The 25785-nt window shown below is 63.2% G+C and carries 26 protein-coding genes; 17 read left to right on the top strand and 9 right to left on the bottom strand.

Translation table 11 applies throughout. The features are described 5' to 3' along the window. The first annotated feature begins 2 nt into the window (after nucleotides 1-2). A complete protein-coding gene (locus PAF12_RS12295) occupies nucleotides 3-1793 on the top strand; it encodes an aminopeptidase P family protein (protein WP_271107240.1) in 1791 nt (596 codons plus the stop codon). A 52-nt stretch (nucleotides 1794-1845) separates the two neighbouring features. Here PAF12_RS12295 and PAF12_RS12290 read toward each other — a convergent pair whose 3' ends face one another. Continuing rightward, nucleotides 1846-3159, bottom strand: coding sequence for a short-chain fatty acid transporter (locus PAF12_RS12290; protein ID WP_271107239.1), 1314 nt, complete (start codon nucleotides 3157-3159; stop codon nucleotides 1846-1848). Between the two features lie 128 nt (nucleotides 3160-3287). Then, nucleotides 3288-4886 (bottom strand): phosphoenolpyruvate carboxykinase, encoded by a 1599-nt coding sequence (locus tag PAF12_RS12285; protein WP_271107238.1) that lies wholly within the window; start codon nucleotides 4884-4886, stop codon nucleotides 3288-3290. A gap of 174 nt (nucleotides 4887-5060) precedes the next feature. On the opposite strand from PAF12_RS12285, the gene PAF12_RS12280 reads away from it, so the two are divergent. From PAF12_RS12280 to PAF12_RS12255, 6 genes are all read left to right on the top strand, one after another. Next, nucleotides 5061-5507: an HPr kinase/phosphorylase gene (locus PAF12_RS12280; RefSeq protein WP_271107237.1), complete on the top strand. Its 447-nt coding sequence runs from the start codon at nucleotides 5061-5063 to the stop codon at nucleotides 5505-5507. Beyond that, nucleotides 5507-6472, top strand: a complete 966-nt coding sequence (rapZ, locus tag PAF12_RS12275) for an RNase adapter RapZ (protein ID WP_271107235.1) — start codon at nucleotides 5507-5509, stop codon at nucleotides 6470-6472. The genes PAF12_RS12280 and rapZ overlap by 1 nt, the downstream gene beginning before the upstream one ends. Continuing rightward, nucleotides 6469-6885 (top strand): PTS sugar transporter subunit IIA, encoded by a 417-nt coding sequence (locus tag PAF12_RS12270; RefSeq protein ID WP_271107234.1) that lies wholly within the window; start codon nucleotides 6469-6471, stop codon nucleotides 6883-6885. The genes rapZ and PAF12_RS12270 overlap by 4 nt, the downstream gene beginning before the upstream one ends. After that, entirely contained in the window at nucleotides 6882-7163 is a 282-nt protein-coding gene (locus tag PAF12_RS12265) for an HPr family phosphocarrier protein (RefSeq protein WP_271107232.1), read from the top strand. The genes PAF12_RS12270 and PAF12_RS12265 overlap by 4 nt, the downstream gene beginning before the upstream one ends. 3 nt (nucleotides 7164-7166) lie before the next feature. Next, the gene (locus tag PAF12_RS12260; RefSeq protein WP_368045144.1) at nucleotides 7167-7802 is read left to right on the top strand and encodes a TetR/AcrR family transcriptional regulator; all 636 of its coding nucleotides are present in this window, start codon (nucleotides 7167-7169) and stop codon (nucleotides 7800-7802) included. Between the two features lie 104 nt (nucleotides 7803-7906). Next, nucleotides 7907-8341, top strand: coding sequence for a DUF2852 domain-containing protein (locus PAF12_RS12255; protein ID WP_271107231.1), 435 nt, complete (start codon nucleotides 7907-7909; stop codon nucleotides 8339-8341). An 87-nt stretch (nucleotides 8342-8428) separates the two neighbouring features. Here the strand turns inward: PAF12_RS12255 and PAF12_RS12250 are convergent, their stop codons facing one another. The 6 genes from PAF12_RS12250 to PAF12_RS12225 form a co-directional block, all read right to left on the bottom strand. Continuing rightward, nucleotides 8429-9304, bottom strand: coding sequence for a 3-hydroxybutyryl-CoA dehydrogenase (locus PAF12_RS12250; RefSeq protein WP_271107230.1), 876 nt, complete (start codon nucleotides 9302-9304; stop codon nucleotides 8429-8431). A 261-nt stretch (nucleotides 9305-9565) separates the two neighbouring features. Beyond that, the gene (locus PAF12_RS12245) at nucleotides 9566-10492 is read right to left on the bottom strand and encodes an electron transfer flavoprotein subunit alpha/FixB family protein (RefSeq protein WP_271107229.1); all 927 of its coding nucleotides are present in this window, start codon (nucleotides 10490-10492) and stop codon (nucleotides 9566-9568) included. Beyond that, nucleotides 10492-11250 (bottom strand): electron transfer flavoprotein subunit beta/FixA family protein, encoded by a 759-nt coding sequence (locus PAF12_RS12240; protein ID WP_271107228.1) that lies wholly within the window; start codon nucleotides 11248-11250, stop codon nucleotides 10492-10494. Before PAF12_RS12240 ends, PAF12_RS12245 begins: the two co-directional genes overlap by 1 nt. 106 nt (nucleotides 11251-11356) lie before the next feature. Then, nucleotides 11357-11941 (bottom strand): cob(I)yrinic acid a,c-diamide adenosyltransferase, encoded by a 585-nt coding sequence (locus tag PAF12_RS12235; protein ID WP_271107226.1) that lies wholly within the window; start codon nucleotides 11939-11941, stop codon nucleotides 11357-11359. Continuing rightward, on the bottom strand, nucleotides 11941-12144 hold the full coding sequence (locus tag PAF12_RS12230) for a twin transmembrane helix small protein (RefSeq protein WP_271107224.1): 204 nt from the start codon (nucleotides 12142-12144) through the stop codon (nucleotides 11941-11943). Before PAF12_RS12230 ends, PAF12_RS12235 begins: the two co-directional genes overlap by 1 nt. Nucleotides 12145-12214: 70 nt before the next feature. After that, complete coding sequence (locus PAF12_RS12225) at nucleotides 12215-12928, bottom strand: class I SAM-dependent methyltransferase (RefSeq protein WP_271107222.1); 714 nt, start codon at nucleotides 12926-12928, stop codon at nucleotides 12215-12217. Nucleotides 12929-13111: 183 nt separating this feature from the next. On the opposite strand from PAF12_RS12225, the gene ftsW reads away from it, so the two are divergent. The 4 genes from ftsW to murB all read left to right on the top strand — a co-directional run bounded on the left by ftsW (nucleotide 13112) and on the right by murB (nucleotide 18136). After that, complete coding sequence (gene ftsW, locus PAF12_RS12220; protein ID WP_271107221.1) at nucleotides 13112-14275, top strand: putative lipid II flippase FtsW; 1164 nt, start codon at nucleotides 13112-13114, stop codon at nucleotides 14273-14275. Beyond that, nucleotides 14275-15357: an undecaprenyldiphospho-muramoylpentapeptide beta-N-acetylglucosaminyltransferase gene (gene murG, locus PAF12_RS12215; RefSeq protein WP_271107220.1), complete on the top strand. Its 1083-nt coding sequence runs from the start codon at nucleotides 14275-14277 to the stop codon at nucleotides 15355-15357. Before ftsW ends, murG begins: the two co-directional genes overlap by 1 nt. Next, nucleotides 15354-16781 (top strand): UDP-N-acetylmuramate--L-alanine ligase, encoded by a 1428-nt coding sequence (gene murC, locus PAF12_RS12210; RefSeq protein ID WP_271107219.1) that lies wholly within the window; start codon nucleotides 15354-15356, stop codon nucleotides 16779-16781. The genes murG and murC overlap by 4 nt, the downstream gene beginning before the upstream one ends. Before the next feature lie 431 nt (nucleotides 16782-17212). Next, entirely contained in the window at nucleotides 17213-18136 is a 924-nt protein-coding gene (gene murB, locus PAF12_RS12205) for a UDP-N-acetylmuramate dehydrogenase (protein ID WP_271107218.1), read from the top strand. Here the strand turns inward: murB and PAF12_RS12200 are convergent, their stop codons facing one another. Further along, the gene (locus tag PAF12_RS12200; RefSeq protein ID WP_271107217.1) at nucleotides 18137-18796 is read right to left on the bottom strand and encodes a MarC family protein; all 660 of its coding nucleotides are present in this window, start codon (nucleotides 18794-18796) and stop codon (nucleotides 18137-18139) included. 87 nt (nucleotides 18797-18883) lie between these two features. On the opposite strand from PAF12_RS12200, the gene PAF12_RS12195 reads away from it, so the two are divergent. From PAF12_RS12195 to ftsZ, 6 genes are all read left to right on the top strand, one after another. Further along, a complete protein-coding gene (locus PAF12_RS12195; protein WP_271107216.1) occupies nucleotides 18884-19717 on the top strand; it encodes a glycosyltransferase in 834 nt (277 codons plus the stop codon). Next, nucleotides 19714-20586 carry an NAD(P)-dependent oxidoreductase gene (locus PAF12_RS12190; protein WP_271107215.1) on the top strand — a complete coding sequence of 291 codons (873 nt, stop codon included), beginning with the start codon at nucleotides 19714-19716 and terminating at the stop codon, nucleotides 20584-20586. The genes PAF12_RS12195 and PAF12_RS12190 overlap by 4 nt, the downstream gene beginning before the upstream one ends. A gap of 109 nt (nucleotides 20587-20695) precedes the next feature. Further along, the gene (locus PAF12_RS12185; RefSeq protein ID WP_271107214.1) at nucleotides 20696-21619 is read left to right on the top strand and encodes a D-alanine--D-alanine ligase; all 924 of its coding nucleotides are present in this window, start codon (nucleotides 20696-20698) and stop codon (nucleotides 21617-21619) included. Beyond that, a complete protein-coding gene (locus PAF12_RS12180) occupies nucleotides 21616-22593 on the top strand; it encodes a cell division protein FtsQ/DivIB (protein WP_271107213.1) in 978 nt (325 codons plus the stop codon). Before PAF12_RS12185 ends, PAF12_RS12180 begins: the two co-directional genes overlap by 4 nt. A 15-nt stretch (nucleotides 22594-22608) precedes the next feature. Further along, nucleotides 22609-23943: a cell division protein FtsA gene (gene ftsA, locus PAF12_RS12175; protein ID WP_271107212.1), complete on the top strand. Its 1335-nt coding sequence runs from the start codon at nucleotides 22609-22611 to the stop codon at nucleotides 23941-23943. 220 nt (nucleotides 23944-24163) lie between these two features. Next, nucleotides 24164-25747: a cell division protein FtsZ gene (gene ftsZ, locus PAF12_RS12170; RefSeq protein ID WP_271107211.1), complete on the top strand. Its 1584-nt coding sequence runs from the start codon at nucleotides 24164-24166 to the stop codon at nucleotides 25745-25747. Nucleotides 25748-25785: the final 38 nt, after the last annotated feature.

Genomic DNA, 25785 nt, shown 5'->3' with positions numbered 1-25785 from the left:
TTATGTTTCAGGGATTTGAAGCAGCCGGTGACGGCTCTCACGGGCCTGCGCGGCTGAAGGCGCTGCGCGAGGTGATGGCGGCGGACGGGATTGACGCTTTCATGGTGCCGCGCGCCGATGCGCATCAGGGCGAATATGTGGCCGATTGCGATGCGCGGCTGCGCTGGCTGACCGGGTTTTCGGGCAGTGCAGGGCAGGCGATCATCACGCAGGACCGCGCCGGGGTATTTGTCGATGGCCGCTACCGGGTTCAGGTTAAGGAAGAGGTCGATCTGAACCACTTCACCCCCGTTCCCTTCCCCGAAACGCGCCCTGCGGATTGGTTGCGCGAAGCCTTGCCGGAGGGCGGGCGTGTCGGTTTCGACCCGTGGCTGCACACGCATCAGGACATCGCTGATCTGCGTAAGAAGCTTGAGGCCGATAATATCGCGCTCGTTCCGGTCGGGAATCTCGTCGACCGGATCTGGACAGACCGGCCTGCGCCGCCGGTTGGCGCTGTCCGGCTGCATGACAGCGCCGTTGCGGGCGCGACGGCTGCGGAGAAGCGGCAGCGGATCGCAGACGCGCTGCGCGAGGCCGGGCAGGCGACGGCTGTGATCACGCTGGCCGACTCGCTGGCCTGGCTGTTGAATATTCGCGGGGCGGATATTCCGCGCAACCCGGTGGTGCTTGGCTTTGCCGTGATCGACGATGACGGGCGGGTGCAGGTCTTCGCGGACCCCGATAAGTTTGACAACGAAGTCCGGACGGCGCTCGGCAATGAGGTAGCGATCATGCACCCCTCTGGATTCGAGGCGGCGCTTGCCAGCGTTGATGGCCCGGTGCGCGTCGATCCGAAAACCGCGCCGGAGGCCGTGTTCGGCATTCTGGAGGGTCGGGGGACGGAAATCGCCAAGGCCGACGATCCGGTCGTCCTGCCCAAAGCCGTCAAGAACGCCGCCGAGATCGAAGGGATGCGCGATGCGCATCTGACCGACGGGGCGGTCATGGCGCGGTTTCTGGCTTGGCTGGACGCCACGGCACCGGGGGGGCTGACGGAGATCGACGTGGTCACGAAGCTGGAGGAGCTGCGCCGCGACGCGGGCATCCTCGACATCAGCTTTGATACGATCTGCGGCGTCGGCCCTCATGCCGCGCTGCCACATTATCGCGTGTCGACGGGCAGCAATCTGCCGCTGGCCGACGGGCAGGTCTTGCTGGTCGACTCCGGCGGGCAATACGCGACAGGCACAACCGACATCACCCGCACGATGGCCGTCGGTGACATGCCGCAGGCGGTGCGCGAGGCATTTACGCAGGTCCTGCAAGGCATGATCGCCGTATCGCGGCTGCGGTTCCCCAAGGGCCATTCCGGTCGGGATATCGACCCGGTGGCGCGCGCGCCGCTGTGGAGTGTTGGCCGCGACTTCGATCATGGCACGGGGCACGGCGTCGGTGCCGCGCTCTGCGTGCATGAGGGGCCGATGCGGATCAGCCGGATTTCGGAAATCCCGTTCGAGCCGGGGATGATCCTGTCGAATGAGCCGGGATATTACCGCGAGGGCGAATTCGGTATCCGGATTGAAAACCTGCTTGTCGTGGCCGAAGCCGACAGCCCGGACGGGCGCGACATGCTTGGGTTCGAGACGCTGAACTTCACCCCGATTGACCGGCGGATGATCGTGGCCGGAATGCTCTCGCCGGCAGAACGTGAGTGGCTGGACAGCTATCACGCGCAGGTGCTGGAAAAGATCGGTCCCTTGGTCGATGCCGCGACGCTGGCGTGGCTGGAAGGGGCAACAGCGCCGATCTGAATGAAAAACGCCGCGCCCGAAAGCGCGGCGTTGTCGTTTCAGCGTGTTCCGGTCAGATCAACCAGAGAATGCCGCCGATAATCACCCCGGTGATCAGCAGCAGGACGACGCAGAACCCCATGATGTCCCGCGCCTTCAGCCCGGCAATGCCGAGCATCGGCAGCGCCCAGAACGGTTGCAGCAGGTTGGTCCAGGCATCGCCCCAGGCCACGCCCATGATGACCTTGTTGATGTCCGCGCCCAGCGACTCTGCCGCGGGCAGCATGATCGGTGCCTGAACGGCCCATTGTCCGCCGCCGGAGGGGACGAAGATGTTGACGATCCCGGCGGAAATGAAGCTCCAGAACGGCAGGGAGCGTTCGGTTGCCAGCGCCACGAACCATTCGGATATCGTCGCGGCCAGCCCGGTCTGGGTCATGATCGCCATGATCCCGGCATAGAACGGGAACTGGATCACGATCCCGGCCCCACCCTTTACCGCGTCGTCCAGTGCGGCAAGCAGGCTGCGCGCCGTGCCGTGCAGGGTCAGGCCGATGAACAGGAAGGCGAAGTTCACCACGTTCAGGTTCAGTCCGCCGCCGCCAAAGAAATACAGCAGCAGCCAGACGATGCCGGGAATGCCGACCAGATACATGAGAATGCGCGAGTTCTCCATCCGCTGCGACGGCGTCGCATCGGCGGGCAGGGGAGGCAGCCCCTCGTCATTGCCCAGAACGCGGTGATCGACGAGGACGGTTTCCGCCTCGCTCGGCATCATCATGCGGTTCGCGATAGGCAAGGCGATGAAGATCAGCACCACGATCAGCAGGTTCCACCACGCGAAAATCGTCTCAGACGTCGGGATGACGCCGATCTGCTCGGCAGTGAAATGGCCTTCGGTCGCGACGGTCAGCGGGATCGAACCCGAAATCCCGCCATGCCAGATCACGAAGCCGGAATAGGCGGAGGCAACCAGCAGCCGGTAATCGACTTTCACCTGACGTGCCAGTTCACGCGCGAAGATTGCGCCGACCACCAGACCGAAGCCCCAGTTGATCCAGCTCGCGGCAAGTGAAACCACCGTAACCATGATGATCGCAGCGCCACCGGATTGCGCTTTCGTCGCAAGCGCCGCCAGCAGCTTTTTCACCGGCGGAGAGGAGGCGAGGATATAGCCCGTCACCAGCACGAGCAGCATCTGCATGGAGAAGGACAGGAGCGACCAGAACCCGTCGCCCCAGTAGCGGACCAGTTCAACCGGATTGGTGCCCTGAATACCTATCGCGGCGATCATGGCCACAAGTGTCAGCACCAGAACAAAGATGAACGCGTCCGGCAGCCAGCGCTCCATCATCCGAGTCGCCGGTCTCGATAGAAATCTCAGCATAAATCGTTACCTCCCTTACTGAGCTTGTTGGCGCAGACTGCGCCAGCAATCCGGTCAGGGCAACTGCAACAATTGCAAACGCCGGCCTGTGTGGGGCCGGCGTCGCAAAAAATCGTTTCGATTGGGGATTAGCCGATGGCGGCGGATTTCACCTTGGCGTCGACCTTGTCGATATATTGCTCGAAATTATCGGAGAACATCTGCACCAGCTTGCGCGCCTGTGCATCATATGCCTCTGCATCCGCCCATGTCCGGCGCGGGTCGAGCAGCACCTCCGACACGCCCGGCACTGAAACCGGGACCTCGAAGCCGAAATTCGGATCCTTGCGGAACTCCGCCTCGTTCAGCGAGCCGTCAAGTGCTGCCGTCAGCAGCGACCGCGTCGCCTTGATCGGCATCCGTGCGCCTTCCCCGAACGCGCCGCCGGTCCAGCCGGTATTCACCAGCCAGCAATTCGCGCCGGTTTCCGCGATCTTCTGTTGCAGCAACGCGCCGTAGACTTCCGGGCGGCGCGGCATGAAGGGGGCGCCGAAACAGGTGGAGAAGGTCGGCAGCGGCTCGGTCACGCCGACCTCGGTCCCCGGCGTTTTGGAGGTGAAGCCGGACAGGAAGTGATACATGGCCTGCGCCGGGGTCAGCCGCGCAATCGGGGGCAGCACGCCATAAGCGTCGCAGGTCAGCATGATGACGTTTTTCGGCACCCCGCCCGTCCCGGTTTCGGATGCGTTCGAGATATAGTCGAGCGGATAGGCGCAGCGCATGTTTTCGGTCAGCGAGCTGTCCTCGAAATCCAGCTCGAACGTGTCGGGGTCGTAGACCATGTTCTCGATCACGGTACCAAATTTCTGCGTCGTGGCGTAGATTTCCGGCTCTGCCTTCTCGGACAGGTTGATCGTCTTGGCGTAGCAGCCGCCTTCGAAGTTGAAGACGCCCTTTTCCGACCAGCCATGTTCGTCATCCCCGATCAGAATGCGGGACGGGTCGGCGGACAGGGTGGTCTTGCCGGTGCCGGACAGGCCGAAGAACACGGCGACGTCATCTTCATCCTCCGGCGCGTGGTTTGCACTGCAATGCATCGGCATGACACCGCGACCGGGCAGGATGTAATTCAGCAGCGTGAACACGCCCTTCTTGTTCTCGCCTGCATATTCCGTGTTCCCGATCAGGATCAGCTTTTTCGAGAAATTGAGTGCAATCACGGTCTCCGTGCGGCAACCGTGCCGCTCGGGATCGGCCTTGAAACTCGGGCAGTTGATGATGGTGAACTCGGCCTCGAACCCGGCAAGCTCCTCTGCCGCCGGGCGGCGCAGCAGGTGGCGGATGAACAGGTTGTGCCACGCCAGCTCCGATACCACACGCACATCAAGCCGCTGCTCAGGATCGGCCCCCGCATAGAGATCCTGAACGAAATATTCCTTGCCCTGCATATGGGCGAGCATATCTTCATGCAGCCGGTCGAACGCGTCCACAGCCATCGGCGCGTTGTTTTCCCACCAGATCGTGTCTTCGACTTCCGGCGTGCGGACGACGAATTTATCCTTTGGCGAGCGGCCGGTATGTCTGCCGGTAGATACCAGAAATGTGCCGCCAAGCCCCAGCTTACCCTCGCCCCGCGCGACGGCGCGTTCGATCAGAGCGGGCTCTAGCAGGTTATAGTGAACGGCACTTGCCCCCTTGATTCCCTGGTTTTCCAATTTGAAATTCGGGTTCACACGGGGCTGCGACATCTTAAATTATCTCCGGTATGTCTGATCTGGGGGCCTCTTCGCCCCTATAACATGGCATTTTTGTGAAAACAGATGCGAATGATTGATGTTAGCGAAATCAGGGAAAGTTAGCGCCATCAGCGATAATTCGGGGGAAATATGGATGCAAATATGCCGCGCTGCAGAAGGCCGGAAATGACGGAAACGCGTCTTATTCATGCCAGCGCCGCCGCATTTGATGGCCAAGGCGTGCTCATTACCGGAGCTTCCGGATGCGGGAAGTCCGCATTAACCCTGCAATTGATCGCTATTGGTGCGGTGCTGATCGCTGACGATCAGATATTGCTGACAAAATCCGGGGACACCATTCAGGCCGAATCGCCGCCGTCCATCGCCGGTCTGATCGAGGCGCGCGGGATCGGGCTGATTCGCACGGAATACCAATCCGCGCCAATTCGGCTTGTCGTCGATCTGGGACGTGTTGAGACAAAACGTCTGCCGCCAATTCGCCACACTATATTGTTTGATTTGCGGCGGCCTCTTGTCCTCGGTCCGCTAACACCTCATCTTCCAGGTACGGTCCGCCTGCTGCTGAAAGGCGGGCGTCTTGATCCGGAGAATTCCCGAGCCGCTTCTTCCTGATGTACGAAACAATGATTGCCAACGAGCCCGCCGCGCCGAAAGCGGCAGATGCCGCCCAGAAAAGGCTGGTACTTGTGACCGGCCCTTCCGGTGCGGGGCGCTCGACGGCGATCAACGTGCTGGAAGACCTCGGTTACGAGGCAATCGACAATCTGCCGCTGTCGCTGGTGCCCCGCCTGCTGGATGGCCCGGCCCGGCCGGCCCCGCTGGCGCTTGGTCTGGATGTGCGCAACCGTGATTTCTCGGCTTCTGCGGTCATCGAATTGATCGACCGGCTGACGCGGCATCCGGAATACGCGCCCGAAGTGCTGTATCTCGACTGCGATTCGACCGTGCTGGTCCGGCGCTACAACGAAACCCGGCGTCGGCATCCGATGGCCGGGGCCGGATCGCCGCTGGACGGAATTCAGGCCGAAAAGGATATTCTCGCCCCCATCAAGGTCAGGGCGGATGTGCTGGTCAACACCTCGGAAATGTCGCCGCATGATCTCAAGGCCGAGCTGGCGCGGTTCTTTGAATATGATCAGGACCAGCGGCTCACCGTCTCCGTCCAGAGCTTTTCCTATAAACGCGGCGTGCCGCGCGGGATCGACATGATGTTCGACTGCCGCTTTCTGGCCAACCCGCATTGGGAGCCGGAGCTGCGGGTGAAAGATGGCCGCGATGTTCCGGTGCGCGATTATGTGCAAAACGACCCCCGCTACGCGGAGTTCTTCGCACGGATCCGGGACCTGATCCTGTTCGTGCTGCCCGCGCATCTGGCCGAAGGAAAAACCCATCTTGCCATCGGTTTTGGATGCACAGGCGGTCAACATCGCTCCGTAACACTTGCCGAAATCATGTCAGATGCGCTAGCTGAACAGGGTTGGCCTGTGTCGCTTCGGCACAGGGAACTTGAACGCCGCAGTAACGAAGCGGCAAAACTATCGGTTTCGACATCCACGCCTCAGGGGACGCAGACTTGATCGGAATTGTTATCGTCGCACATGGGGGGCTCGCGCGGGAGTATCTTGCCGCGATGGAGCACGTTGTCGGACCGCAGGCACAGGTGCGGACGATCAGCATCGAGGACATGCATAACCGCGAATCCAAAAGCGACGAAATCTGCCGCGCCGCAGATGAGGTCGATCATGGCGACGGCGTGGTGGTCGTCACCGATATTTTCGGCGGCTCCCCGTCCAATCTTGCCCTGCCAGCCTGTGCGGTCAGGAACCGGGTCATTCTTTACGGCGCAAATCTGCCCATGCTGATCAAGCTCGCGAAGCTGCGTCATCTTCCGGCCCCGAACGCCGCCGCGCTGGCGGCAGAGGCGGGACGCAAATATATCGACAGCTATAACGTACTGGATGAGCTGTCGGCGCGCAGAGCGGCGCAATGACGAACGGCACAGTGAACCGCGTCCTTCAGATCGTGAATGAAAAGGGTCTCCACGCCCGCGCCTCCGCGAAATTCGTCGAAACGGTCGAGAAATTCGATGCGGAGGCGAATGTCAGCCGCGAAGGCATGACGGTGTCGGGCGATTCGATCATGGGCCTGCTGATGCTCGCCGCCAGTCGCGGCACTGAAATCGATGTCGTGACCAGCGGCGCGCAAGCCGCCGAACTGGCGGAGGCGTTGGCGGCGCTTGTCGCGAACCGCTTCGGCGAGGGCCGCTAGGTTTTGGCCCTGCGTCGTCGGTCCTACCATCACGGGAACCTCCGCGAAGCCCTGATCGAAGCCGCGATCTATCTGATCGAAAAGACCGGCCCGCACTCTTTTTCACTCAGCGAGGCGGCAAGGCGGGCGGGGGTGTCCGCAGCCGCACCTTACCGTCATTTCAAGGGCCGCGACGATCTGCTGGAGGAGGTCGCCCGCCTCGGCTTCATCGAATTTGGCAAGGCGCTCAGCAAGGCCTATGGCGAAGGCGGCCCGACCCCGCTTGATGCGATACAACGTGTGGGCAGCAGCTATCTCAAATTTGCCGAAGAACATCAGGGCTATTACATGGCGATGTTCGAAAGCGGTATCGCGATCACCCGGAACAGCACGCTTTATCAGGTCTATGAAGACGCATTCTCGGTGCTGATCAAGGTGACGCAGGAACTCGTCGATGCCGCCCCGCCGGAGACAAGACCGCCGGTCAGCATGATCGCCAACCATATCTGGGCGATGAGCCACGGCGTCGTCGAGCTTTTCGCCCGCAGCAAGCAAAGCGCGATCACGCAGTTTTCCGCCAGCGATATTCTCAGCTCGGGCGTGCTGATCTATCTGAACGGGCTTGGGCTGCTGAACGGAACCTCGCCCGAACGCGGCTGAAGCGGTTTTCGAAAAAATCTTTCGGTAACTCTTGACCGGGGCGTCGCAAATCCCATTTCTTGTAATGTGAATGGCATTCACATAGTCAGCAACGGGAGCTTGGAATGGAAAACAGCGCAACGACGGAATGGCGACCGGGTCCGGCAACACGGGTACGGCATGCCCTTGAAGGGATCAGGGACTGGCTCGACGAACGGGGCCGGCCCGCATGGTTCGCGACAATGATCGTGGGCTTTATCTTCGTCTGGCCGGTCGGTCTGGCCATCCTCATTTACATGATCGGGAGCAATCGCATGGGCTGCAAAAACCGCAGATACAGTAAGCACAAAACCAAATTCGGAAGTTCCGGGAATACCGCATTCGACGCCTATCGCGAGGCGACGATGAAGCGGCTGGAAGAAGAGCATGAGCAGTTCACGGCCTTCATGACCCGGCTGCGCGAGGCCCGCGACAAGGCGGAATTCGACCAGTTCATGACCGAACGCCGTGCCGCGCCGCAAGCGCCGACGCCGACGGATGATCGTCCGGTTCAGCTTTAATCCGACATCAGCGGCAGCGCGCCACCAACGCGCCACTAAAAAAGGCCGGAGCAATCGCTCCGGCCCTTTTCGCATATCATTCCGGTCTCAGCGGGTCGGCACCGGCGTATCACCGGAATAGTCGTAAAATCCACGCCCGGATTTGCGGCCCAGCCAGCCCGCTTCGACATATTTGGTCAGCAGCGGGCAGGGGCGGTATTTCGTATCCGCCAGCCCGTCATGCAGCACGCCCATGATCGCAAGGCAGGTGTCCAGCCCGATGAAATCCGCCAGTTCCAGCGGCCCCATCGGCCAGTTTGCCCCCAGTTTCATCGACTGGTCGATCGATTTCACCGAACCGACGCCCTCATAAAGCGTATAGACGGCCTCGTTGATCATCGGCATCAGAATGCGGTTGACGATAAAGGCCGGGAAATCCTCGGCGGTTGCGGAGGTCTTGCCAAGCTTCTCGACCACCTCGACCAGCGTTTTATAGGTGTCCTCATCCGTCGCGATACCGCGGATCAACTCCACAAGCTGCATCACCGGAACCGGGTTCATGAAATGGAAACCCATGAACTTGCCGGGCCGGTCGGTCCGGCTGGCCAGTCGCGTGATGGAGATGGACGAGGTGTTGGAGGTCAGGATCGTCTCCGGCTTCAGATGCGGCAGCAATTCCTCGAAAATCTTGTGCTTGACCGCTTCACGCTCCGTTGCCGCCTCGATGATCAGATCGCACGAGCCGAGATCTTTCAGCTCCAGCGTGGTCCGGATGCGCCCGAGTGCTGCGTCCTTCGCATCGGCGGAGATTTTCTCGCCCTTCACCTGCCGGTCGAGATTCCTGGTGATCAGCGCGACCGCGTTTTCAAGCGCCTCACCATTCACGTCGCTCAGGATGACGTCATAGCCGGCGAGGGCAAAGACATGCGCAATGCCGTTCCCCATCTGACCTGCGCCGACCACACCTACGGATTCGATTGCCATGATCTGTCCTTTCATGAGTCGCGCGGACGATAGGGCGAGTGGCGGCGCGGATCAATGCAGAAGGGGCAGGGCGGCCATAGCGGACTTGCGAAAACCGCAAGGACGTTGCGGCGGGGCTGGCCCGGGAAGGGGCTTGATGGCCGATCATACGGTGACGTCGTCGAAGATTTCGGCGCTGTTTCTGAATGTGGTTTTGAAACGGGAACCGCGCGGCGCTTTTGCACCGCGCGGTTGATGGATATTTAAGCCAGGCTGAAAGGCTCAGAGCTTTTCGGTCAGTTCCGGGACGATGTTGAAGAGGTCGCCGACGAGGCCGTAATCGGCGATCTGGAAGATCGGGGCTTCCTCGTCCTTGTTGATCGCCACGATGACCTTCGAATCCTTCATCCCCGCAAGGTGCTGGATCGCGCCGGAGATGCCGATGGCGATGTAAAGCTCCGGCGCGACCACCTTGCCGGTCTGGCCGACCTGCCAGTCATTCGGGGCGAAGCCTGAATCGACCGCCGCGCGGCTGGCACCGACGGCAGCGCCGAGCTTGTCGGCGAGCGCCTCGATGATCGCGAAGTTCTCTTCCGAGCCGACGCCGCGACCGCCGGAGACCACGCGGCCCGCCGAGGTCAGTTCCGGGCGGTCGCTTTCCGCAACCTCGTCCGAGACCCAGGATGACAGGGCCGGATCCGGGCCGATCGCCTGATCGGTGACGGATGCGGAGCCGCCCGCGCCTGCCGCATCGAAGCTGGCGGTGCGCACGGTCAGCACCTTCTTGGCGTCCTTCGACTTCACCGTCTGGATCGCGTTGCCCGCATAGACCGGACGCTTGAACGTGTCGGCATCGACCACCTCGGAGACATCCGAAATCACCATCACATCCAGCAAAGCCGCCACGCGCGGCATGATGTTCTTGGCATCCGTCGTCGCGGGCGCCGCGATATGGTCGTAATCGCCCGCCAGTTCGACCAGCAGCGCGGCGGTCGGTTCGGCCAGACGGTGGCCATAGAGCGCATCCTCGGCGACCAGCACCTTGGCCACGCCGTCGATCTTCGCGGCTTCCTCAGCGGCAGCCTTGGCCGACGATCCGGCACAGAGCACCGTCACATCGCCCAGACCCTTCAGCGCATTGACCGCCTTGCCCGTGGCATCCGCGTTGAGTTCCCCATTGGTGACTTCACCCAGCAGCAGAACAGCCATCACACAACCCCCGCTTCTTTCAGTTTCGAGACAAGCTCGTCGACATCGCCGACGATGATCCCGGCCTTGCGGCCCTCGGGTTCGGCGGTGTGGGTGATCTCCAGCCGCGGGGTCACGTCCACGCCGTAATCCGCCGCCGTCTTCTCATCCAGCGGCTTCTTCTTCGCCTTCATGATGTTCGGCAGCGAGGCATAGCGCGGTTCGTTCAGCCGCAGATCCGCCGTCACGATGGCGGGCAGTTTCACCTCGATGGTCTGCAGACCGCCATCGACCTCGCGGGTGACCTTGGCCGCATCGCCCGCGATCTCCAGCTTCGACGCGAATGTCGCCTGACCCCAGCCGAGCAGGGCTGCCAGCATCTGGCCGGTCGCGTTCATGTCGTTGTCGATGGCCTGTTTCCCGGCGATGACCAGCTTCGGCTGTTCCTCGTCGATCACCGCTTTCAGGATCTTCGCGACCGCCAGCGGCTCGATATCCTGATGCACATCATCCGCCGCGACCACCAGAATGGCCCGGTCCGCGCCCATGGCCAGCGCCGTGCGCAGCGTCTCCTGCGCCTGCTTCACGCCGATCGAGACCACCACGACCTCTTCCGCCGTCCCCGCCTCCTTCAGACGGATCGCCTCTTCCACGGCAATCTCGTCGAACGGGTTCATCGACATCTTCACATTCGCAAGATCAACACCGGAACCGTCAGACTTAACCTTCGGCTTCACATTATAGTCAATCACGCGCTTAACCGGCACGAGGACCTTCATCGGCACCTTCTCCCTTTTGTTGCATCAAGCAATTCGTTGCATTTGATAGCTGGCACTTGGACGCAAGGACAGGGGAAAATCCCATGACGCTGCGTTGACGTAAACGTCATGAACTGGCCTCCCGGCTGGCGCCCGGAACCCAGAGAACGTCGCCGGATTGGCCGGGATTTGCAACCCTCGCCGCCACGAACAGCCAGTCCGACAGCCGGTTGAGGTAATGCAGTGCCGCCGGATTGACGTCCGATTGCGTTGCCAGAGCCGTTGCGCGGCGTTCAGCGCGGCGTGCGACCGTCCGCGCCAGATGCAGATGCGCCGCAAGCGCGCTGCCACCGGGCAGGATGAAACTGCGCAGCGGTTCCAGCGTCGCGTTCATCTGGTCAATCTCCGTCTCCAGCCGCTGCACCTGAGCGTCGATGATGCGCAGCACCGGATATGGCGCATCCTTGTCCGCCGCCATGTCCGGGCGCGACAGATCCGCGCCGAGGTCGAATAATTCGTTCTGTATCATGGCGATCCGCGCCGCGATTCCGCCTTCGGCATGCAGCGCGCACAGGCCAAGCGTCGCATTAAGTTCGTCCACGGCGCCATAAGCTTCGACACGCGTATCGTGTTTCGCAACGCGGCTGCCATCGGACAGCGCCGTCTGCCCGCCATCGCCGGTGCGGGTGTAGATCCGGTTCAGAACGACCATCAGCCGCCGCCGGGCAGCGCGATGAAGATCAGGATCAGCACGATGGCGATGGCCTGCGCGATGATCCGCAGCCGCATCATCCGGTTGCCATGCTTGGCGTTGAAGCTGCCGCCGATGCCGAAACCGCCAACGCCAATCGCCAGCACCGTCACCACGCCGAGCAGCGCGACAAGGATCAGGATGAACAGCGGGTCGTCTGCCATGATGATGTCCTTTCTGGAACGGGGATCACAGTAGCGCGGCCGGCCGACAGCGTCCAGCAATCCCGGCCGGTCAGGCTTTGCGCCACTCCATAAGGTGGAAAAACGGGATCCTCCGGTTGCGCTCGGCCCATCCGGGTTCTGCGCCGGTATCCGGGGACGGTTCGTCGAAGTGGACCAGCCGCAATCCCGTATGCAGCAGAAGCTGCATATACATGCTCAGCGGTCTGTGCCAGTTGCGGATCGCGATCCCCCGCCAACTCACCCATTCGGGGCGGGCGTCAAGATAGCGATCTATCCCGAAGAAAAGCGCCTCGCCCTCATCGTTGCGATGCCAGGCACCGGCAGTGGCGAAGCCGTTGATATTGGCGATCAGCAGCGATCCGCCGGGTTTGAGAACACGCGCCATTTCGCCAATGGCTGCTTCCGCGCCGTCAATATCGATCAGCGTCAGATAGCTGACGACCAGATCAAAGCGCGCGTCGTCAAAGGGCAGGGCCTCGGCTGTGGCGTCAATATAAACCCCGTCCGGGTCGCGGGCCTGCGCGGTTTCGCGCAGCGTGCGGGTCGGTTCTATTGCAGTTGTCTCTATGCCTTCGGCGCGCAGCATCCGGCAAAATCGCCCTTCGCCGCATCCGACATCCAGCGCGTTGCGGAAATTGCCCTGCCGGACCCGTTCAAGCATCGGGCGGTCCAGCACGAATTGCCGCGAGAGATCGCCGGTATCGCCCATATCGGCGATCCACGCGGCGGCAGAGGCTTCCCAGCCGTTTTGCGAACTGTCCATGCGGGCCTCTTGTCGATTTGGGTTTGCCGCCCTTCTATCGTCTGGCTTTGCAAATCGCACAAGCCCGCGCACATATCCGCCAAGACAGCGAATCACCTGTAGCGCCAGCGCCACAATCGCGCTATGCTGCCTTCACAGACCCGGAAAACGGGCAGGAACAGAGGCAGTGACGGCGGTATTCCCATGACCGAGATGGTCTTTGGCGCAACCCCAGTGCGGGAAGGCGACCCGATTCTCCCCAGATGGTGGCGGACCGTGGACAGGTGGTCCCTGTTCGCGGTGCTGTGTTTGTTCGCGGTCGGGCTGCTGCTTGGCCTCGCGGCGTCGGTGCCGCTGGCGGAGAAGCATAACCTGCCTGCATTCTACTATGTGAAGCGGCAGGCGATGTTCGGGCTGCTCGGCCTGGTCGTGATGTTCGTGATCTCGCTGATGAACCCGCGTCAGATCCGCCGGATCGGGGTGATCGGGTTCTTTATCTCGGTGCTGGTCGTTGCCGCATTGCCGGTGATCGGGACCGATTTCGGCAAGGGCGCGACCCGCTGGCTGAGCCTCGGCTTCGCCTCTGTCCAGCCGTCGGAGTTCCTGAAACCCTTCCTCATCGTCTCCGTCGCCTGGTGCATGGCCGCCAGTCAGGAAGTCGGCGGCCCGCCCGGCCGGACCATCAGCTTTGTCATCACCGCCGCCGTGGTCATGATGCTGGTGATGCAACCCGATTTCGGGCAAGCCTCGCTGGTGCTGTTCTCGTGGTGCGTGATGTTCTTTGTGGCCGGTGCGCCGATGGCAATCCTGCTCGGCGTGGCCGGTCTGACCGTGGTTGGCGGGTTCCTCGCCTATGGCTCGTCGGAGCATTTCGCCCGCCGCATTGACGGGTTCCTCTCGCCCGAGGTCGATCCGCGCACCCAGCTCGGCTATGCCACCAATGCCATTCAGGAGGGCGGCTTCTTCGGCGTCGGCGTGGGGGAAGGGACCGTCAAATGGTCGCTGCCCGACGCGCATACCGATTTCATCATCGCCGTCGCTGCGGAGGAGTACGGCCTCGTCATGGTGCTTTGCATCATCGCACTTTACGCCACCATCGTGTTCCGCTCGCTGATGCGGCTGCTGCGTGAGCGTGACCCGTTTGCCCGCATCGCCGGCACCGGGCTGGCCTGTGCCTTCGGCGTGCAGGCGCTGATCAATATGGGCGTCGCCGTGCGCCTGCTGCCCGCCAAGGGGATGACGCTGCCGTTTGTCAGCTATGGCGGCTCTTCGGTGATCGCGTCCGGCATCGCTATGGGGATGCTGCTGGCGCTGACCCGCCACCGCCCGCAGGGGGAGATCTCCGACGTTATCGGACGGGGCCGCTGATGCCGAAATATGCACTGATCGCGGCCGGCGGGACCGGCGGGCATATGTTCCCCGCACAGGCTTTGTCGGAGGCACTGCTGAAAGATGGCTGGCGAGTAAAGCTCTCGACCGATGACCGCGGCGCGCGCTACGCCACCGCCTTCCCGGCAGAGGTCAGTCGCGAGATCCTGCCTTCCGCCACCACGGCGCGCGGCGGACTGACCGGCAAGCTCTCCGCACCGTTCAAGATCGCATCCGGCATCCTCGCCGCCCGCCGAGCCTTCCGCCGCGACCGGCCCGATGTCGTGATCGGCTTCGGCGGCTACCCGACCATCCCGGCCATGTCGGCGGCGCTCTCCATGCGCATTCCCCGCATGATCCACGAACAGAACGGCGTCATGGGCCGGGTCAACACGCTTTTTGCCCCGCGAGTCGACCGCGTCGCCTGCGGCATCTGGCCGACCGCGCTGCCGCAGGGCGTTACCGGCACCCATACCGGCAACCCGGTCCGCCAGTCGGTACTGGCCCGCGCCGGTGCCGCCTATGACCCGCCCGGTGACGGCCAGCTCAACCTGCTGGTGATCGGCGGCAGTCAGGGCGCGCGCGTCCTCTCCGACATCGTGCCCGCAGCCGTCGCGGCCCTTCCCGAAGACATCCGCCGCCGCCTGAACGTCGCCCATCAGGCCCGCTCCGAGGATCACGACCGCGTCGTCGCCGCCTATCAATCCGCCGGGATCAAGGCCGAGATCGAACCGTTCTTCGCCGATGTCCCCGAGCGGCTGACCGACTGCCATCTGGTCATCAGCCGCGCCGGTGCCTCCTCCGTCGCGGACATCACGGCGATTGGCCGCCCCTCGATCCTGATCCCCTACGCCGCCGCCATGGGCGACCACCAATCCGCCAATGCGCGGCCTCTTGCCGATGCGCATGCTGCGATTGTCCTGCCTGAATCGATAGTTGACGCAGCGACGCTGACGCGCGACATCGCTGCAATTCTGACTGATGCTGACCGCGCAACGCAAATGGCCCATGCCGCCGCCGCGCTTGGCCGGCCGGACGCCACCGCGCGTCTCCATGAACTTGTTACGGAGCTTGCTGCATGAATGCTGCGACCAAACTGCCCGGCGAACTGGGCCCCATTCACTTCGTCGGCATCGGCGGGATCGGCATGTCGGGTATTGCCGAGGTTCTGATAACGCTTGGCTATGACGTGCAGGGCTCGGACGCGAAACGCTCGAAAATCACCGACCGGCTGGAAAAACTCGGCGCGTGTGTGTTCGAGGGGCAGAAGGCAGAAAATATCGGCGAGGCCGGGGTCGTGGTCATCTCCACCGCCATCAAGAAGGGCAACCCGGAGCTGGAAGAGGCCCGCCGTCGCGGCCTGCCCATCGTCCGCCGGGCAGAGATGCTGGCCGAACTGATGCGCCTGCGTTCGAACATCGCCATCGGCGGCACCCACGGCAAGACCACGACGACGACGATGGTCGCCACGCTGCTCGATCACGGAAAATTCGACCCGACCGTCATCAATGGCGGGGTGATCCACGCCTATGGCTCCAACGCCCGCGCCGGTGCCGGGGAATGGATGGTGGTGGAAGCCGATGAAAGCGACGGCTCCTTCAACCGCCTGCCCGCGACAATCGCCATCGTCACCAATATCGATCCCGAGCATATGGAGCACTGGGGCGATTTCGACAAACTCCGCGAAGGTTTCTACAACTTCGCCTCCTCGGTCCCGTTCTACGGCCTCGCCGTGTGCTGCACCGATCACCCCGAGGTGCAGGCCCTTGTCGGCCGCCTGACCGACCGCCGCGTCGTCACCTTCGGCTTCAACGCCCAGGCCGATGTCCGCGCGGTCAATCTGCGCTATGAAAACGGCGTCGCCCATTTCGACATCGCCTTGCAGGGCGAGGCCGATCTGAATGACGGCGAGGTCCCGGTGATCGAGGATTGTGCCCTGCCCATGCCCGGCGATCACAACGTCTCGAACGCTCTGGCCGCTGTCGCCGTGGCCCGCCATCTGGGCATGAAACGCGCCGAAATCCGCGAGGCGCTTGCGGCATTCGGCGGCGTTGGTCGCCGCTTCACCCGCGTGGGCGAGGTGAACGGCGTGACGATCATCGACGATTACGGCCACCACCCGGTCGAGATCGCCGCCGTGCTGAAGGCCGCCCGTCAGGCCACCAAGGGCCGCGTCATCGCCGTGCATCAGCCGCATCGCTACTCGCGCCTGTCGGGCCTGTTCGAGGATTTCTGCACCTGCTTCAACGAGGCCGATGTGGTCGGCATCGCCGATGTCTATGCAGCAGGCGAAGACCCGATCCCCGGCGCCAGCCGCGACGACCTCGTCGCCGGTCTGATTGCCCACGGCCACCGCCACGCCCGCGCCGTGGTCGACGAGGACGACCTCGCCCGTCTGGTCCGCGAACAGGCGCGCCCCGGTGACATGGTGGTCTGCCTCGGCGCCGGATCGATCTCGGCATGGACAAATGGCCTGCCGGAACGTCTGACGGAAAAAGCCGCCTGATTTTTTGGTTTTGGGGGTGTGGGGATCGGTGCGTTGAAACGCACCCTACGGCCCGCGCGTTGCCTGCTTTGCCACCCAACCCGTACGGTGCGCTTCAGCGCACCTTCCATTCGCCCAACCGTATTGAACGCCGATGATGGGTTCGGGCCGGATTGGTGCGTTAAAAACGCACCATACCCGCTGTAGGGTGCGTTTCAACGCACCAGACCCAATCCATACCCCACATCCCGCGCATCACCCCCGCACCGCCTCAATCCGGTGCACACCCTGTGTACACGCTGTGTACGCCCGGTGTACGCCCGGCACACCCGAAAAACCCAATAATTGCTGCCCCAAACCCATTTACAACATCAACTGTTGCACCCCGCACCGCACGCACCCGTTGCGCACCATGATTGACGCCCCGCCCGCCGCTGGCTACGACGCTCCCCATGATCACAAATCTCCCCACCCCCCGCGGCACGCTGACCCCGAACCGCCCGCTTGACGGGCTGACATGGCTGCGCGTGGGCGGCCCCGCCGACTGGTTCTTTCAACCCGCCGATCACGACGATCTCGCCACCTTCCTGCGCAATCTGGACCCAGCAATTGCTGTGTTTCCGATGGGTGTCGGCTCCAATCTCATTGTCCGCGACGGCGGCATTCGCGGCGTCGTGATCCGGCTCGGGCGCGGCTTCAACGGGATCGATTTCGACGGCGATACGGTCATCGCAGGTGCTGCGGCGCTTGATGCGCATGTCGCCCGGAAGGCGGCGGATCAGGGGCTGGACCTGACCTTCCTGCGCACGATTCCCGGCAGTATCGGTGGTGCTGTACGGATGAACGCTGGCTGCTATGGCAGCTATGTCGCCGACTGCCTGATCGACGTGACAGCCATAACCCGTAGCGGTGAAACCCTGACCCTCACCCCAGACAACCTGCATTTCGCTTATCGCCACAGCGATCTGGCCGAGGGCAGCGTCATCACCTCCGCCCGCTTCCGCGCCGAACGCGGAGAGCCGGAGGCGCTGCACCAGAAAATGACCGATCAATTGGCCAAGCGCGACGCGACGCAGCCGACGAAAGATTGCACGGCGGGCTCGACTTTCCGCAATCCGGCAGGGTTTTCGTCGACCGGGCGGGCGGATGACAGCCATGATCTGAAAGCATGGAAACTTATAGACGATGCGGGCCTGCGCGGCCATCGCCTCGGCGGCGCGCAGATGTCGGAGAAGCACCCGAATTTCCTGCTCAACACGGGCGGGGCGACCGCCGCCGATCTTGAAGCCCTGGGCGAGCTGGTCCGTGACCGGGTGCGCGAAAAATCCGGTCACGAACTGCAATGGGAGGTCATCCGGATCGGCGACAAAGCCTGATCATTGCTGGCCCGACAGCATCTCCCCGGCTCCGCCCACGACATTGGCGAGCCCCATCATATCCATCCCGCCCAGCACCGCGTCGACCGCGACGGCGGCCAGCAACATGCCCATGACCCGGCTGATGATATTGGCCCCGGTGCTGCCGATATATTTGTAGACCTTCGTCGCGGCGAGCAGCAGGGCCAGCGTAATCGCCAGCACGATCAGCAACGCCCCGGCCGTGACAAGTTGATCACCGATGGAGTTGCGATGATTGTCGGTCAGCACCACCACCCCCAGCATCGCGCCCGGCGACGCGATAGACGGCATGGCCAGCGGAAATACCGCGCCCTCCAGATGATCCCGCTCCGCCTCCTCGATCTCGCGCTGCGGTTTTGACTCGCCGAAAATCATCGTCATCGCGAACAGGAACAGCACGATCCCGCCGGCGATCTGGAACGAGCCGAGCCGCAGCCCCATTGCCTCCAGCACGAACTGCCCGAAGGCCAGAAAGCCCAGCAAAACAACGGTCGCGACAGATACCGCGCGGATCGCGAAGCGACGGTGAAGCGCCTGCGGGACATATTTGGTCGCGAACAGGAACACCGGGATCGAACCGATCGGGTCGATGACCACGAAAAGCGTGATGAGTTCGCGGAAAATGGCACTCATATCCATGCAAGCGGGCTTTCTAAGGGGTCATCACGCTTGATCTATCAACCGCCCGCGTCGTATCGCAAGGCCCGTCAGACAAAGGAGCATCACATGTCCGATGGGTTGATCGCAGAGCGCGCGGCAGAAAGCCGCCACGCCTATGTCACGCTGGCCACGAACGAGGATTATGCGCTTGGTGCGCTGGCCCTCGTGAACTCGATCCGGGCGACAGGGACGGATGCGGATATCGTGGTGCTGTATACCTCGGTGCCGGATGCGTCGCTGGCACCGCTGCGCGAGGCCGGGGCGCGGCTGATCCGGACCGGGCTGCTGAATACCTCGCCCGAATTCAACGCCGCCCATGCCCGCGATGCGTTGCACGCCCGCGCCGCCTTCACCAAGGGTAACAAGCCGCCTTTTCACACCCCGCTCGACAATTTCGCCAAGCTGCGGCTGTGGCAACTGACCGAATATGCTTCGGTCGTGTTCATCGACGCTGATGCGATCATGCTGAAAAACAGTGACAAGCTGTTCGGCTACCCGGAGTTCTGCGCCGCGCCGAATGTTTATGAAACCGCCGCCGATTTTCATCGGATGAATTCCGGCGTGTTTACCGCGCGCCCTTCGGATGAGACCTTTGCCGCGATGCTCGACCGGCTGGACCGGCCCGGCATGTTCTGGCGGCGGACGGATCAGACGTTTTTGCAAGAGTTCTTTCCCGATTGGCATGGGCTGCCGGTGTTCTTCAACATGCTGCAATATGTGTGGTTCAACATGCCCGATCTGTGGGCGTGGGATGAGATCTACATCCTGCATTACCAATATGAAAAACCCTGGCAGGATCACGACAAGGCTGATCAGTTGCGTCCGCTGATCGACCTGTGGCGGGGCTTTGCGGGGCAGGGGCCGCGGCTCGATCTCTCCAGCCTGACGGACCCGGAATGAGGCTGGCGATCACCGGCGGCACCGGGCTGGTCGGGCGGTTTCTGGTGAACGAGGCGCTGCGGGCCGGGGATGAAGTCACGGTGCTGACCCGCCGCGCCCCCGAAGGCGGCTTCTTTGACGGCGAGGTGCGGCATGTCGCCTATGATCTCGACGGGGAGGTCCCGGAACTGGCCGGTGCCGATGCCGTGATTCACGCCGCATTTGACCATGTTCCCGGTCGTTACCGGGGCGGGGAGGGGGAAGATGCGGCGGGGTTTCTGGCCCGTAATCTGGACGGCTCGCTGCGGTTGTTCCGGGCTGCGGAACGGGCGGGCGCACGGGTCGTGTTCCTCTCCACCCGCGCGGTTTACGGGCCGCAGGATGGTATGCTGTCGGAGGAGATGGCATGCCGCCCCGATACGCTTTACGGGCAGGCCAAGCTGAAGGCGGAACAGGCGCTGCTGGCGTCGGGCCAGCCCGCGACGATCTTGCGTGCAACCGGGGTTTATGGCGCGCCCGGTCCGGGGCAGCGCCATAAATGGGCCGATCTGTTCGAGGATTTCGCCGCAGGGAAACCCATCCCCGCCCGCGCCGGAACGGAGGTGCATGGCGACGATCTGGCCGCTGCCATGCGGCTTGGGCTGAACGGGACGGGCGGGGTGTTCAACGTATCGGATTTGCTGCTGGACCGGCGGGAGATGCTGGCGGAATGGCAGCGCCTGACCGAGGTGTCCGGCGATCTGCCTCCCGCTGCCGATCTCGGAGGGTATAACGAGATGCGGACCGACCGGCTGCGCGACCTTGGCTGGCGGCCCGGTGGATGGGGGCGATTGACGGCCACGCTTGGGCAGATGGCTGGACAATCCGGTTTTCCGCCGAAGCGTGCATAAGCCCCCTTCCCTGATTCGCCTGCTTCGGCTAGACTGGAACGATCACGACGACCCGGAACAAACCGGGCGAAAATAAGACGTTCCCGGAACAACCGGGCAGAAAGGCGAGATGGCGGGCAGGTCGAGCAGGACAGCCCCGAAAGTCGTCGTCCTGATGGGCGGACCCTCGGCAGAGCGCGAGGTGTCCTTGTCCACCGGGGCGGAGTGCGCGAATGCGCTGCGGCAGGCGGGCTATGACGTAACGGAAATCGACGCGGGGCATGACCTGCCAGCGCGACTGGCGGATGTGAAGCCGGATGTGATCTTCAACGCGCTTCATGGCCGTTGGGGTGAGGATGGCTGTGTGCAGGGCATGCTGGAATGGCTGGGTATTCCTTACACACATTCCGGCGTGCTGGCCTCGGCCCTTGCGATGGACAAGACCCGGACCAAGCAGATTTACCGCGAGGCAGGGCTGCCGATCGTCGACAGCCTGGTCGTGCCGACCGAACAGGCGCGGCGCGAACATCCGATGCCGCCGCCCTATGTGGTGAAGCCGAATGCCGAAGGTTCCAGCGTCGGGATTTACATCGTGCGCGACGGCGCGAACGGCCCGGCGCAGATCGGCGCGCAGATGCCGCCCGAGGTGATGGTGGAAACCTATGTGCCGGGGCGCGAACTGACCACGACCGTGCTGGGTGACCGGGCGCTTGGCGTGACCGAGATCGTCACCGATGGCTGGTACGATTATGATGCGAAATACAAGCAAGGCGGCTCCCGCCATGTGGTCCCGGCGGAGATCCCGGCGGAGGTCACGGCGGCCTGTCTGGATTATGCCTTGCGCGCCCATCAATTGCTGGGATGCACCGGCATGACCCGCACCGATTTCCGCTGGGATGACAGCCGCGGTCTGGATGGCCTGTATCTGCTGGAAACCAACACCCAGCCGGGGATGACGCCGACCTCGCTCGCGCCGGAGCAGGCGGCGGTTGCGGGGATGGATTTCCCCGCACTTTGCGCGTGGCTGATCGAGGATGCGCTATGCAGGGCATGAACCACAGCTACGATCCGGGTTTCAGCCCGCAGCCGACCCCGCCCCGCAAGGGCTGGCCGCGTCCGCAAAGCGAGGCGCAGAAGCCGAAGCGTGACCCGGCGCCGTCGCGGCTGGCCTACCGGCTGAACCGGATGTGGCTGACCCCCGGTTTCCGCCGCCTGACCCGCGTCGGCTTGCCGGCGTTTCTGATTGCCATGACCGCGCTGCTCTGGCTGTCGGACGAGGATCGTCGGGCATCGCTGTCCGGCGGGCTGACCGGCATGGTCGAGGCGGTGCAGAACCGCGATCAGTTCATGGTCAAGTCGATGGTGATCGACGGCGCGTCGGAGCCGGTCGACAAGGCGCTGCGCATGATGCTGCCGGTGGATCTGCCCGCATCCAGCTTTGACATAGATCTGGACCAGCTTCGCCGGGACATCCTGATCCTCGATGCCGTGAAAGACGTGGAACTGCGCATCAAGCCCGGCGGGGTTCTTGCCGCCGAGGTGGTGGAGCGGGAACCGGCGCTGCTGTGGCGTCACTCGCGCGGGATCGAGCAGATCGACGAATATGGCAAGCGTGTAGCCTCGGTCACGGCGCGCTCCGTCCGCCCGGAATTGCCGCTGATTGCTGGCGAGGGCGCGGATGATGTGGCGCAGGAGGCGATCCAGATTTTCGCCGCCGCTGGCCCCTTGCTGCCCCGGATGCGCGGTTTGCAGCGTGTGGGGGAGCGTCGTTGGGATGTGGTGCTGGATCGCGGTCAGCGGATCAAGCTGCCCGCCACGGCCCCGGTCGCGGCGCTTGAGCGGGTGATTGCACTCGACAAGGCCGAGGATTTGCTGTCCCGCGATGTCTCGGTGGTGGATATGCGCGATGGCTCGCGGCCTCTGGCGCGGATCGGGATCAGGGCGCAGAACACCATCCGCGCGGCGCGCAAGCAGCCATTGCTGGGACCGGACGGTCGTGAACTGCCCGATGCGGACAAGAAAAGCTGAGGGCGAGGAGAGATGATGAAAGATCTTTACCAGCAACAGCGTGCCATGCGGAACATGCGTCAGGCCGCCCTGCAACGCGGCGTGATCGCGGTTCTGGATATCGGAAGCTCCAAGGTGGCCTGTTTCGTCCTGCAATTCGACGGGCCGGGCGTCTATCGCGAGACGGACGGGGTCGGCCCGATGGCCGGTCAGGCGAATTTCAAGGTGATTGGTGCGGCAACCACCCGTTCGCGCGGCGTGCGCTTCGGTGAGATCGAGACGATGGCCGAGACCGAACGCGCCATTCGGACGGCGGTTCAGCATGCCCAGAAGCTCGCCGGGGTGCGGGTGGATCATGCCATTGCTTGTATCGCGGGCGCTCGCCCCGCCTCTTACGGGCTGGACGGCGAGATTGCGTTGAAAAGCGGGACGGTCGGGCAGGGCGATATTGCGCAGGTGCTGGCCGCGTGTGAGGTGCCGAATTTCGGGCGCGGGCGTCAGGTGCTGCATGCCCAGCCGGTGAATTTCACTGTTGACGGGCGCAGTGGGCTGATGGACCCGCGGGAGCATTCGGGCGAGCGTCTGGGCGTCGATATGCATGTGCTGACCGTGGATGGCGATGCCATCGACAATCTGATCCATGTGATCCGCCGCTGCGATATGGAACTGGCGGGGATCGCCTCTGCTTCCTATATGTCCGCGCTGTCCTCGCTGGTCGAGGATGAGCAGGAACTGGGTGCGGCCTGTATCGATATGGGCGGCGGCGCGACCGGCGTGTCGATCTTCGTCAAGAAGCACATGATCTTTGCCGATGCGGTCCCGATGGGCGGCGAGCTGGTGACGCAGGACATCGCGAAGGGCCTGCGGGTGCCGATGTCGGTGGCAGAACGGCTGAAGACGCTGAATGGCGGGGTGGAGGCCACGGGCCGCGACGACCGCGAATTCATCGAGCTTGGCGGGGATACCGGCGATTGGGAGACCGACCGCCGCACCGTCAGCCGCACCGATCTGATTGGCATCATGCGCCCCCGTGTCGAGGAAATTCTGGAGGAAGTGGCGGCGATTCTGGACGCCGCCGGGTTCGATCACATGCCCAGCCAGCAGGTCGTGCTGACCGGCGGGGGAAGCCAGATCCCGGGGCTGGACGGGCTTGCCGCGCGGATGCTTGGCCGGAATGTACGGATCGGGCGGCCGCTGCGCATTCACGGGCTGCCGCATCAGCTGACCGGGCCGAACTTCGCCTCGCCCGTCGGATTGGCGCTGTTCGCCGCGCACCCGCAGGACGAGTGGTGGGATTTCGAAACTCCGAACGAAACCTATCCTGCGCGCAGTCTGCGCCGCGCCTATCGCTGGTTTCGTAACAATTGGTGACAGGCGTTTGAAAAGATTTATGGTAGGGGAGACCAAGGTTTCCGCTATATCCTGAGGTGTCGGCAAGATACCGCTGGATTCAATTCCTCGGCCCCAATATTTTGCGGCTAAAACCCGTTTTTCTGATGACGTTTCGCCCTCTCTTAGTTACAGTTTGTTCAATACGGGGGATTCGATGGGGCGCAGACCCAGCTCTCAGTCATAAAAACAGGCGGAAACCATGAACCTCAATCTGATGATGAACGACGACGACGATCTCAAGCCCCGCATCACCGTGTTCGGTGTCGGTGGCGCAGGCGGCAACGCGGTCAACAACATGATCGAAAAACAGCTTGATGGCTGTGTTTTCGTGGTCGCCAATACCGACGCGCAGGCGCTTCAGCAGTCGAAATCGGAATCGCGCATCCAGCTTGGCCCGAAAGTGACCGAGGGTCTGGGCGCAGGCGCACGGCCTCAGGTCGGCGCGCGGGCGGCGGAAGAAACGATTGAGGACATCGTCGATCATCTTCAGGGCGCGCATATGTGCTTCATCACCGCCGGGATGGGCGGCGGCACCGGCACCGGCGCGGCCCCGATCATCGCGCAGGCGGCACGTCAGATGGGCATCCTGACCGTTGGTGTCGTGACCAAGCCCTTCCAGTTCGAGGGCAGCAAGCGGATGCGCCAGGCCGATGGCGGCGTCGAGGAACTGCAGAAGCATGTCGACACGCTGATCATCATCCCCAACCAGAACCTGTTCCGCCTGGCCAATGAAAAGACCACCTTCACCGAAGCCTTCGCGATGGCCGATGACGTGCTGTATCAGGGCGTCAAGGGTGTGACCGACCTGATGGTGCGTCCGGGTCTGATCAACCTCGACTTTGCCGATGTCCGCGCCGTGATGGACGAAATGGGCAAGGCGATGATGGGCACCGGCGAGGCGGACGGCGAAAACCGCGCCGTGCAGGCGGCGGAGAAGGCGATTGCGAACCCGCTTCTGGATGAAATCAGCCTGAACGGCGCGAAAGGTGTGCTGATCAACATCACCGGCGGCACCGATCTGACGCTGTTCGAACTGGACGAAGCGGCGAATATCATCCGCGACAAGGTCGATGCGGATGCGAATATCATCGTCGGTTCGACGCTTGATCCGAATATGGAAGGCTCGATCCGCGTGTCCGTTGTCGCGACCGGCATCGACGCCGCCGTGGAAGAGGCTGCGCCGCCGGCACCGCCGCGCCGTGTGGAAGCCGTTGCACCGCCGCAGCCCGCCCCGGCCCCGAAAGCCGAGCGTGAGGCGGACGTGCCGCCGCGCCGCGAGGCCCCGGTAACGGCGCGCCGCGAGGAGCCTGCCGCGCCTGCCGCGAGCTTTGAGGACGATATGCCTCAGCCGGCCTATCAGCCGGAGCCGAAGCAGCGCCCGGCGGTTCATGCTGATCCGATCCGCGACGACGCCGCCGATTTTGTCGCCCCGCGTGGCAATACGCAGCGTGGTACGCCGCCCGCCGATGTGCTGGAGCGGATGCGCCGTGCCGCCGCCGCGCAGCCCGGTGCCGCATCGCGCAAGCCTGCCCCGACCCCACGCCGCGCCGAGCAGGAGCCGCCGCGTGGCGAAAGCCGGATGGCGGGTCTTGGCCGGATGATCGAGCGTATGTCCGGCCATCAGAACGAAAAGCCCTCCTCCGCGTCCATTGCGGATCGGGTGAGCGAGCGTCTTTCGGCCCGTCGTCAGGGCAATCTGGACGCGGATTTCGATGATCTGGCAGAGGACGGTCCGTCCGGCAATGCGGAGATCCCGGCCTTCCTGCGCCGTCAGGCAAACTGATCACGGCGCTGTAACAAAGGCGTCACAAAGCCGCGTCG

The organism is Paracoccus sp. SCSIO 75233 (genome assembly GCF_027912675.1).
Taxonomy (GTDB): Bacteria; Pseudomonadota; Alphaproteobacteria; order Rhodobacterales; family Rhodobacteraceae; genus Paracoccus.
This window is presented reverse-complemented; position numbering and strand designations above follow the sequence as displayed.

What these genes read in the sequence shown, in the direction of transcription:
- PAF12_RS12265 (WP_271107232.1), top strand. Translation starts at nt 6,882, where the DNA reads ATGACGAACGGCACAGTGAACCGCGTCCTTCAGATCGTGAATGAAAAG.
- PAF12_RS12200 (WP_271107217.1), bottom strand. Translation starts at nt 18,796, where the DNA reads ATGGATATGAGTGCCATTTTCCGCGAACTCATCACGCTTTTCGTGGTC.
- PAF12_RS12240 (WP_271107228.1), bottom strand. Translation starts at nt 11,250, where the DNA reads ATGAAGGTCCTCGTGCCGGTTAAGCGCGTGATTGACTATAATGTGAAG.
- rapZ (WP_271107235.1), top strand. Translation starts at nt 5,507, where the DNA reads ATGTACGAAACAATGATTGCCAACGAGCCCGCCGCGCCGAAAGCGGCA.
- PAF12_RS12295 (WP_271107240.1), top strand. Translation starts at nt 3, where the DNA reads ATGTTTCAGGGATTTGAAGCAGCCGGTGACGGCTCTCACGGGCCTGCG.
- murG (WP_271107220.1), top strand. Translation starts at nt 14,275, where the DNA reads ATGCCGAAATATGCACTGATCGCGGCCGGCGGGACCGGCGGGCATATG.
- PAF12_RS12250 (WP_271107230.1), bottom strand. Translation starts at nt 9,304, where the DNA reads ATGGCAATCGAATCCGTAGGTGTGGTCGGCGCAGGTCAGATGGGGAAC.
- PAF12_RS12195 (WP_271107216.1), top strand. Translation starts at nt 18,884, where the DNA reads ATGTCCGATGGGTTGATCGCAGAGCGCGCGGCAGAAAGCCGCCACGCC.
- PAF12_RS12180 (WP_271107213.1), top strand. Translation starts at nt 21,616, where the DNA reads ATGAACCACAGCTACGATCCGGGTTTCAGCCCGCAGCCGACCCCGCCC.
- PAF12_RS12225 (WP_271107222.1), bottom strand. Translation starts at nt 12,928, where the DNA reads ATGGACAGTTCGCAAAACGGCTGGGAAGCCTCTGCCGCCGCGTGGATC.
- ftsW (WP_271107221.1), top strand. Translation starts at nt 13,112, where the DNA reads ATGACCGAGATGGTCTTTGGCGCAACCCCAGTGCGGGAAGGCGACCCG.
- PAF12_RS12255 (WP_271107231.1), top strand. Translation starts at nt 7,907, where the DNA reads ATGGAAAACAGCGCAACGACGGAATGGCGACCGGGTCCGGCAACACGG.
- PAF12_RS12185 (WP_271107214.1), top strand. Translation starts at nt 20,696, where the DNA reads ATGGCGGGCAGGTCGAGCAGGACAGCCCCGAAAGTCGTCGTCCTGATG.
- PAF12_RS12190 (WP_271107215.1), top strand. Translation starts at nt 19,714, where the DNA reads ATGAGGCTGGCGATCACCGGCGGCACCGGGCTGGTCGGGCGGTTTCTG.
- PAF12_RS12235 (WP_271107226.1), bottom strand. Translation starts at nt 11,941, where the DNA reads ATGGTCGTTCTGAACCGGATCTACACCCGCACCGGCGATGGCGGGCAG.
- PAF12_RS12230 (WP_271107224.1), bottom strand. Translation starts at nt 12,144, where the DNA reads ATGGCAGACGACCCGCTGTTCATCCTGATCCTTGTCGCGCTGCTCGGC.
- PAF12_RS12290 (WP_271107239.1), bottom strand. Translation starts at nt 3,159, where the DNA reads ATGCTGAGATTTCTATCGAGACCGGCGACTCGGATGATGGAGCGCTGG.
- murC (WP_271107219.1), top strand. Translation starts at nt 15,354, where the DNA reads ATGAATGCTGCGACCAAACTGCCCGGCGAACTGGGCCCCATTCACTTC.
- murB (WP_271107218.1), top strand. Translation starts at nt 17,213, where the DNA reads ATGATCACAAATCTCCCCACCCCCCGCGGCACGCTGACCCCGAACCGC.
- ftsA (WP_271107212.1), top strand. Translation starts at nt 22,609, where the DNA reads ATGAAAGATCTTTACCAGCAACAGCGTGCCATGCGGAACATGCGTCAG.
- ftsZ (WP_271107211.1), top strand. Translation starts at nt 24,164, where the DNA reads ATGAACCTCAATCTGATGATGAACGACGACGACGATCTCAAGCCCCGC.
- PAF12_RS12280 (WP_271107237.1), top strand. Translation starts at nt 5,061, where the DNA reads ATGACGGAAACGCGTCTTATTCATGCCAGCGCCGCCGCATTTGATGGC.
- PAF12_RS12285 (WP_271107238.1), bottom strand. Translation starts at nt 4,886, where the DNA reads ATGTCGCAGCCCCGTGTGAACCCGAATTTCAAATTGGAAAACCAGGGA.
- PAF12_RS12245 (WP_271107229.1), bottom strand. Translation starts at nt 10,492, where the DNA reads ATGGCTGTTCTGCTGCTGGGTGAAGTCACCAATGGGGAACTCAACGCG.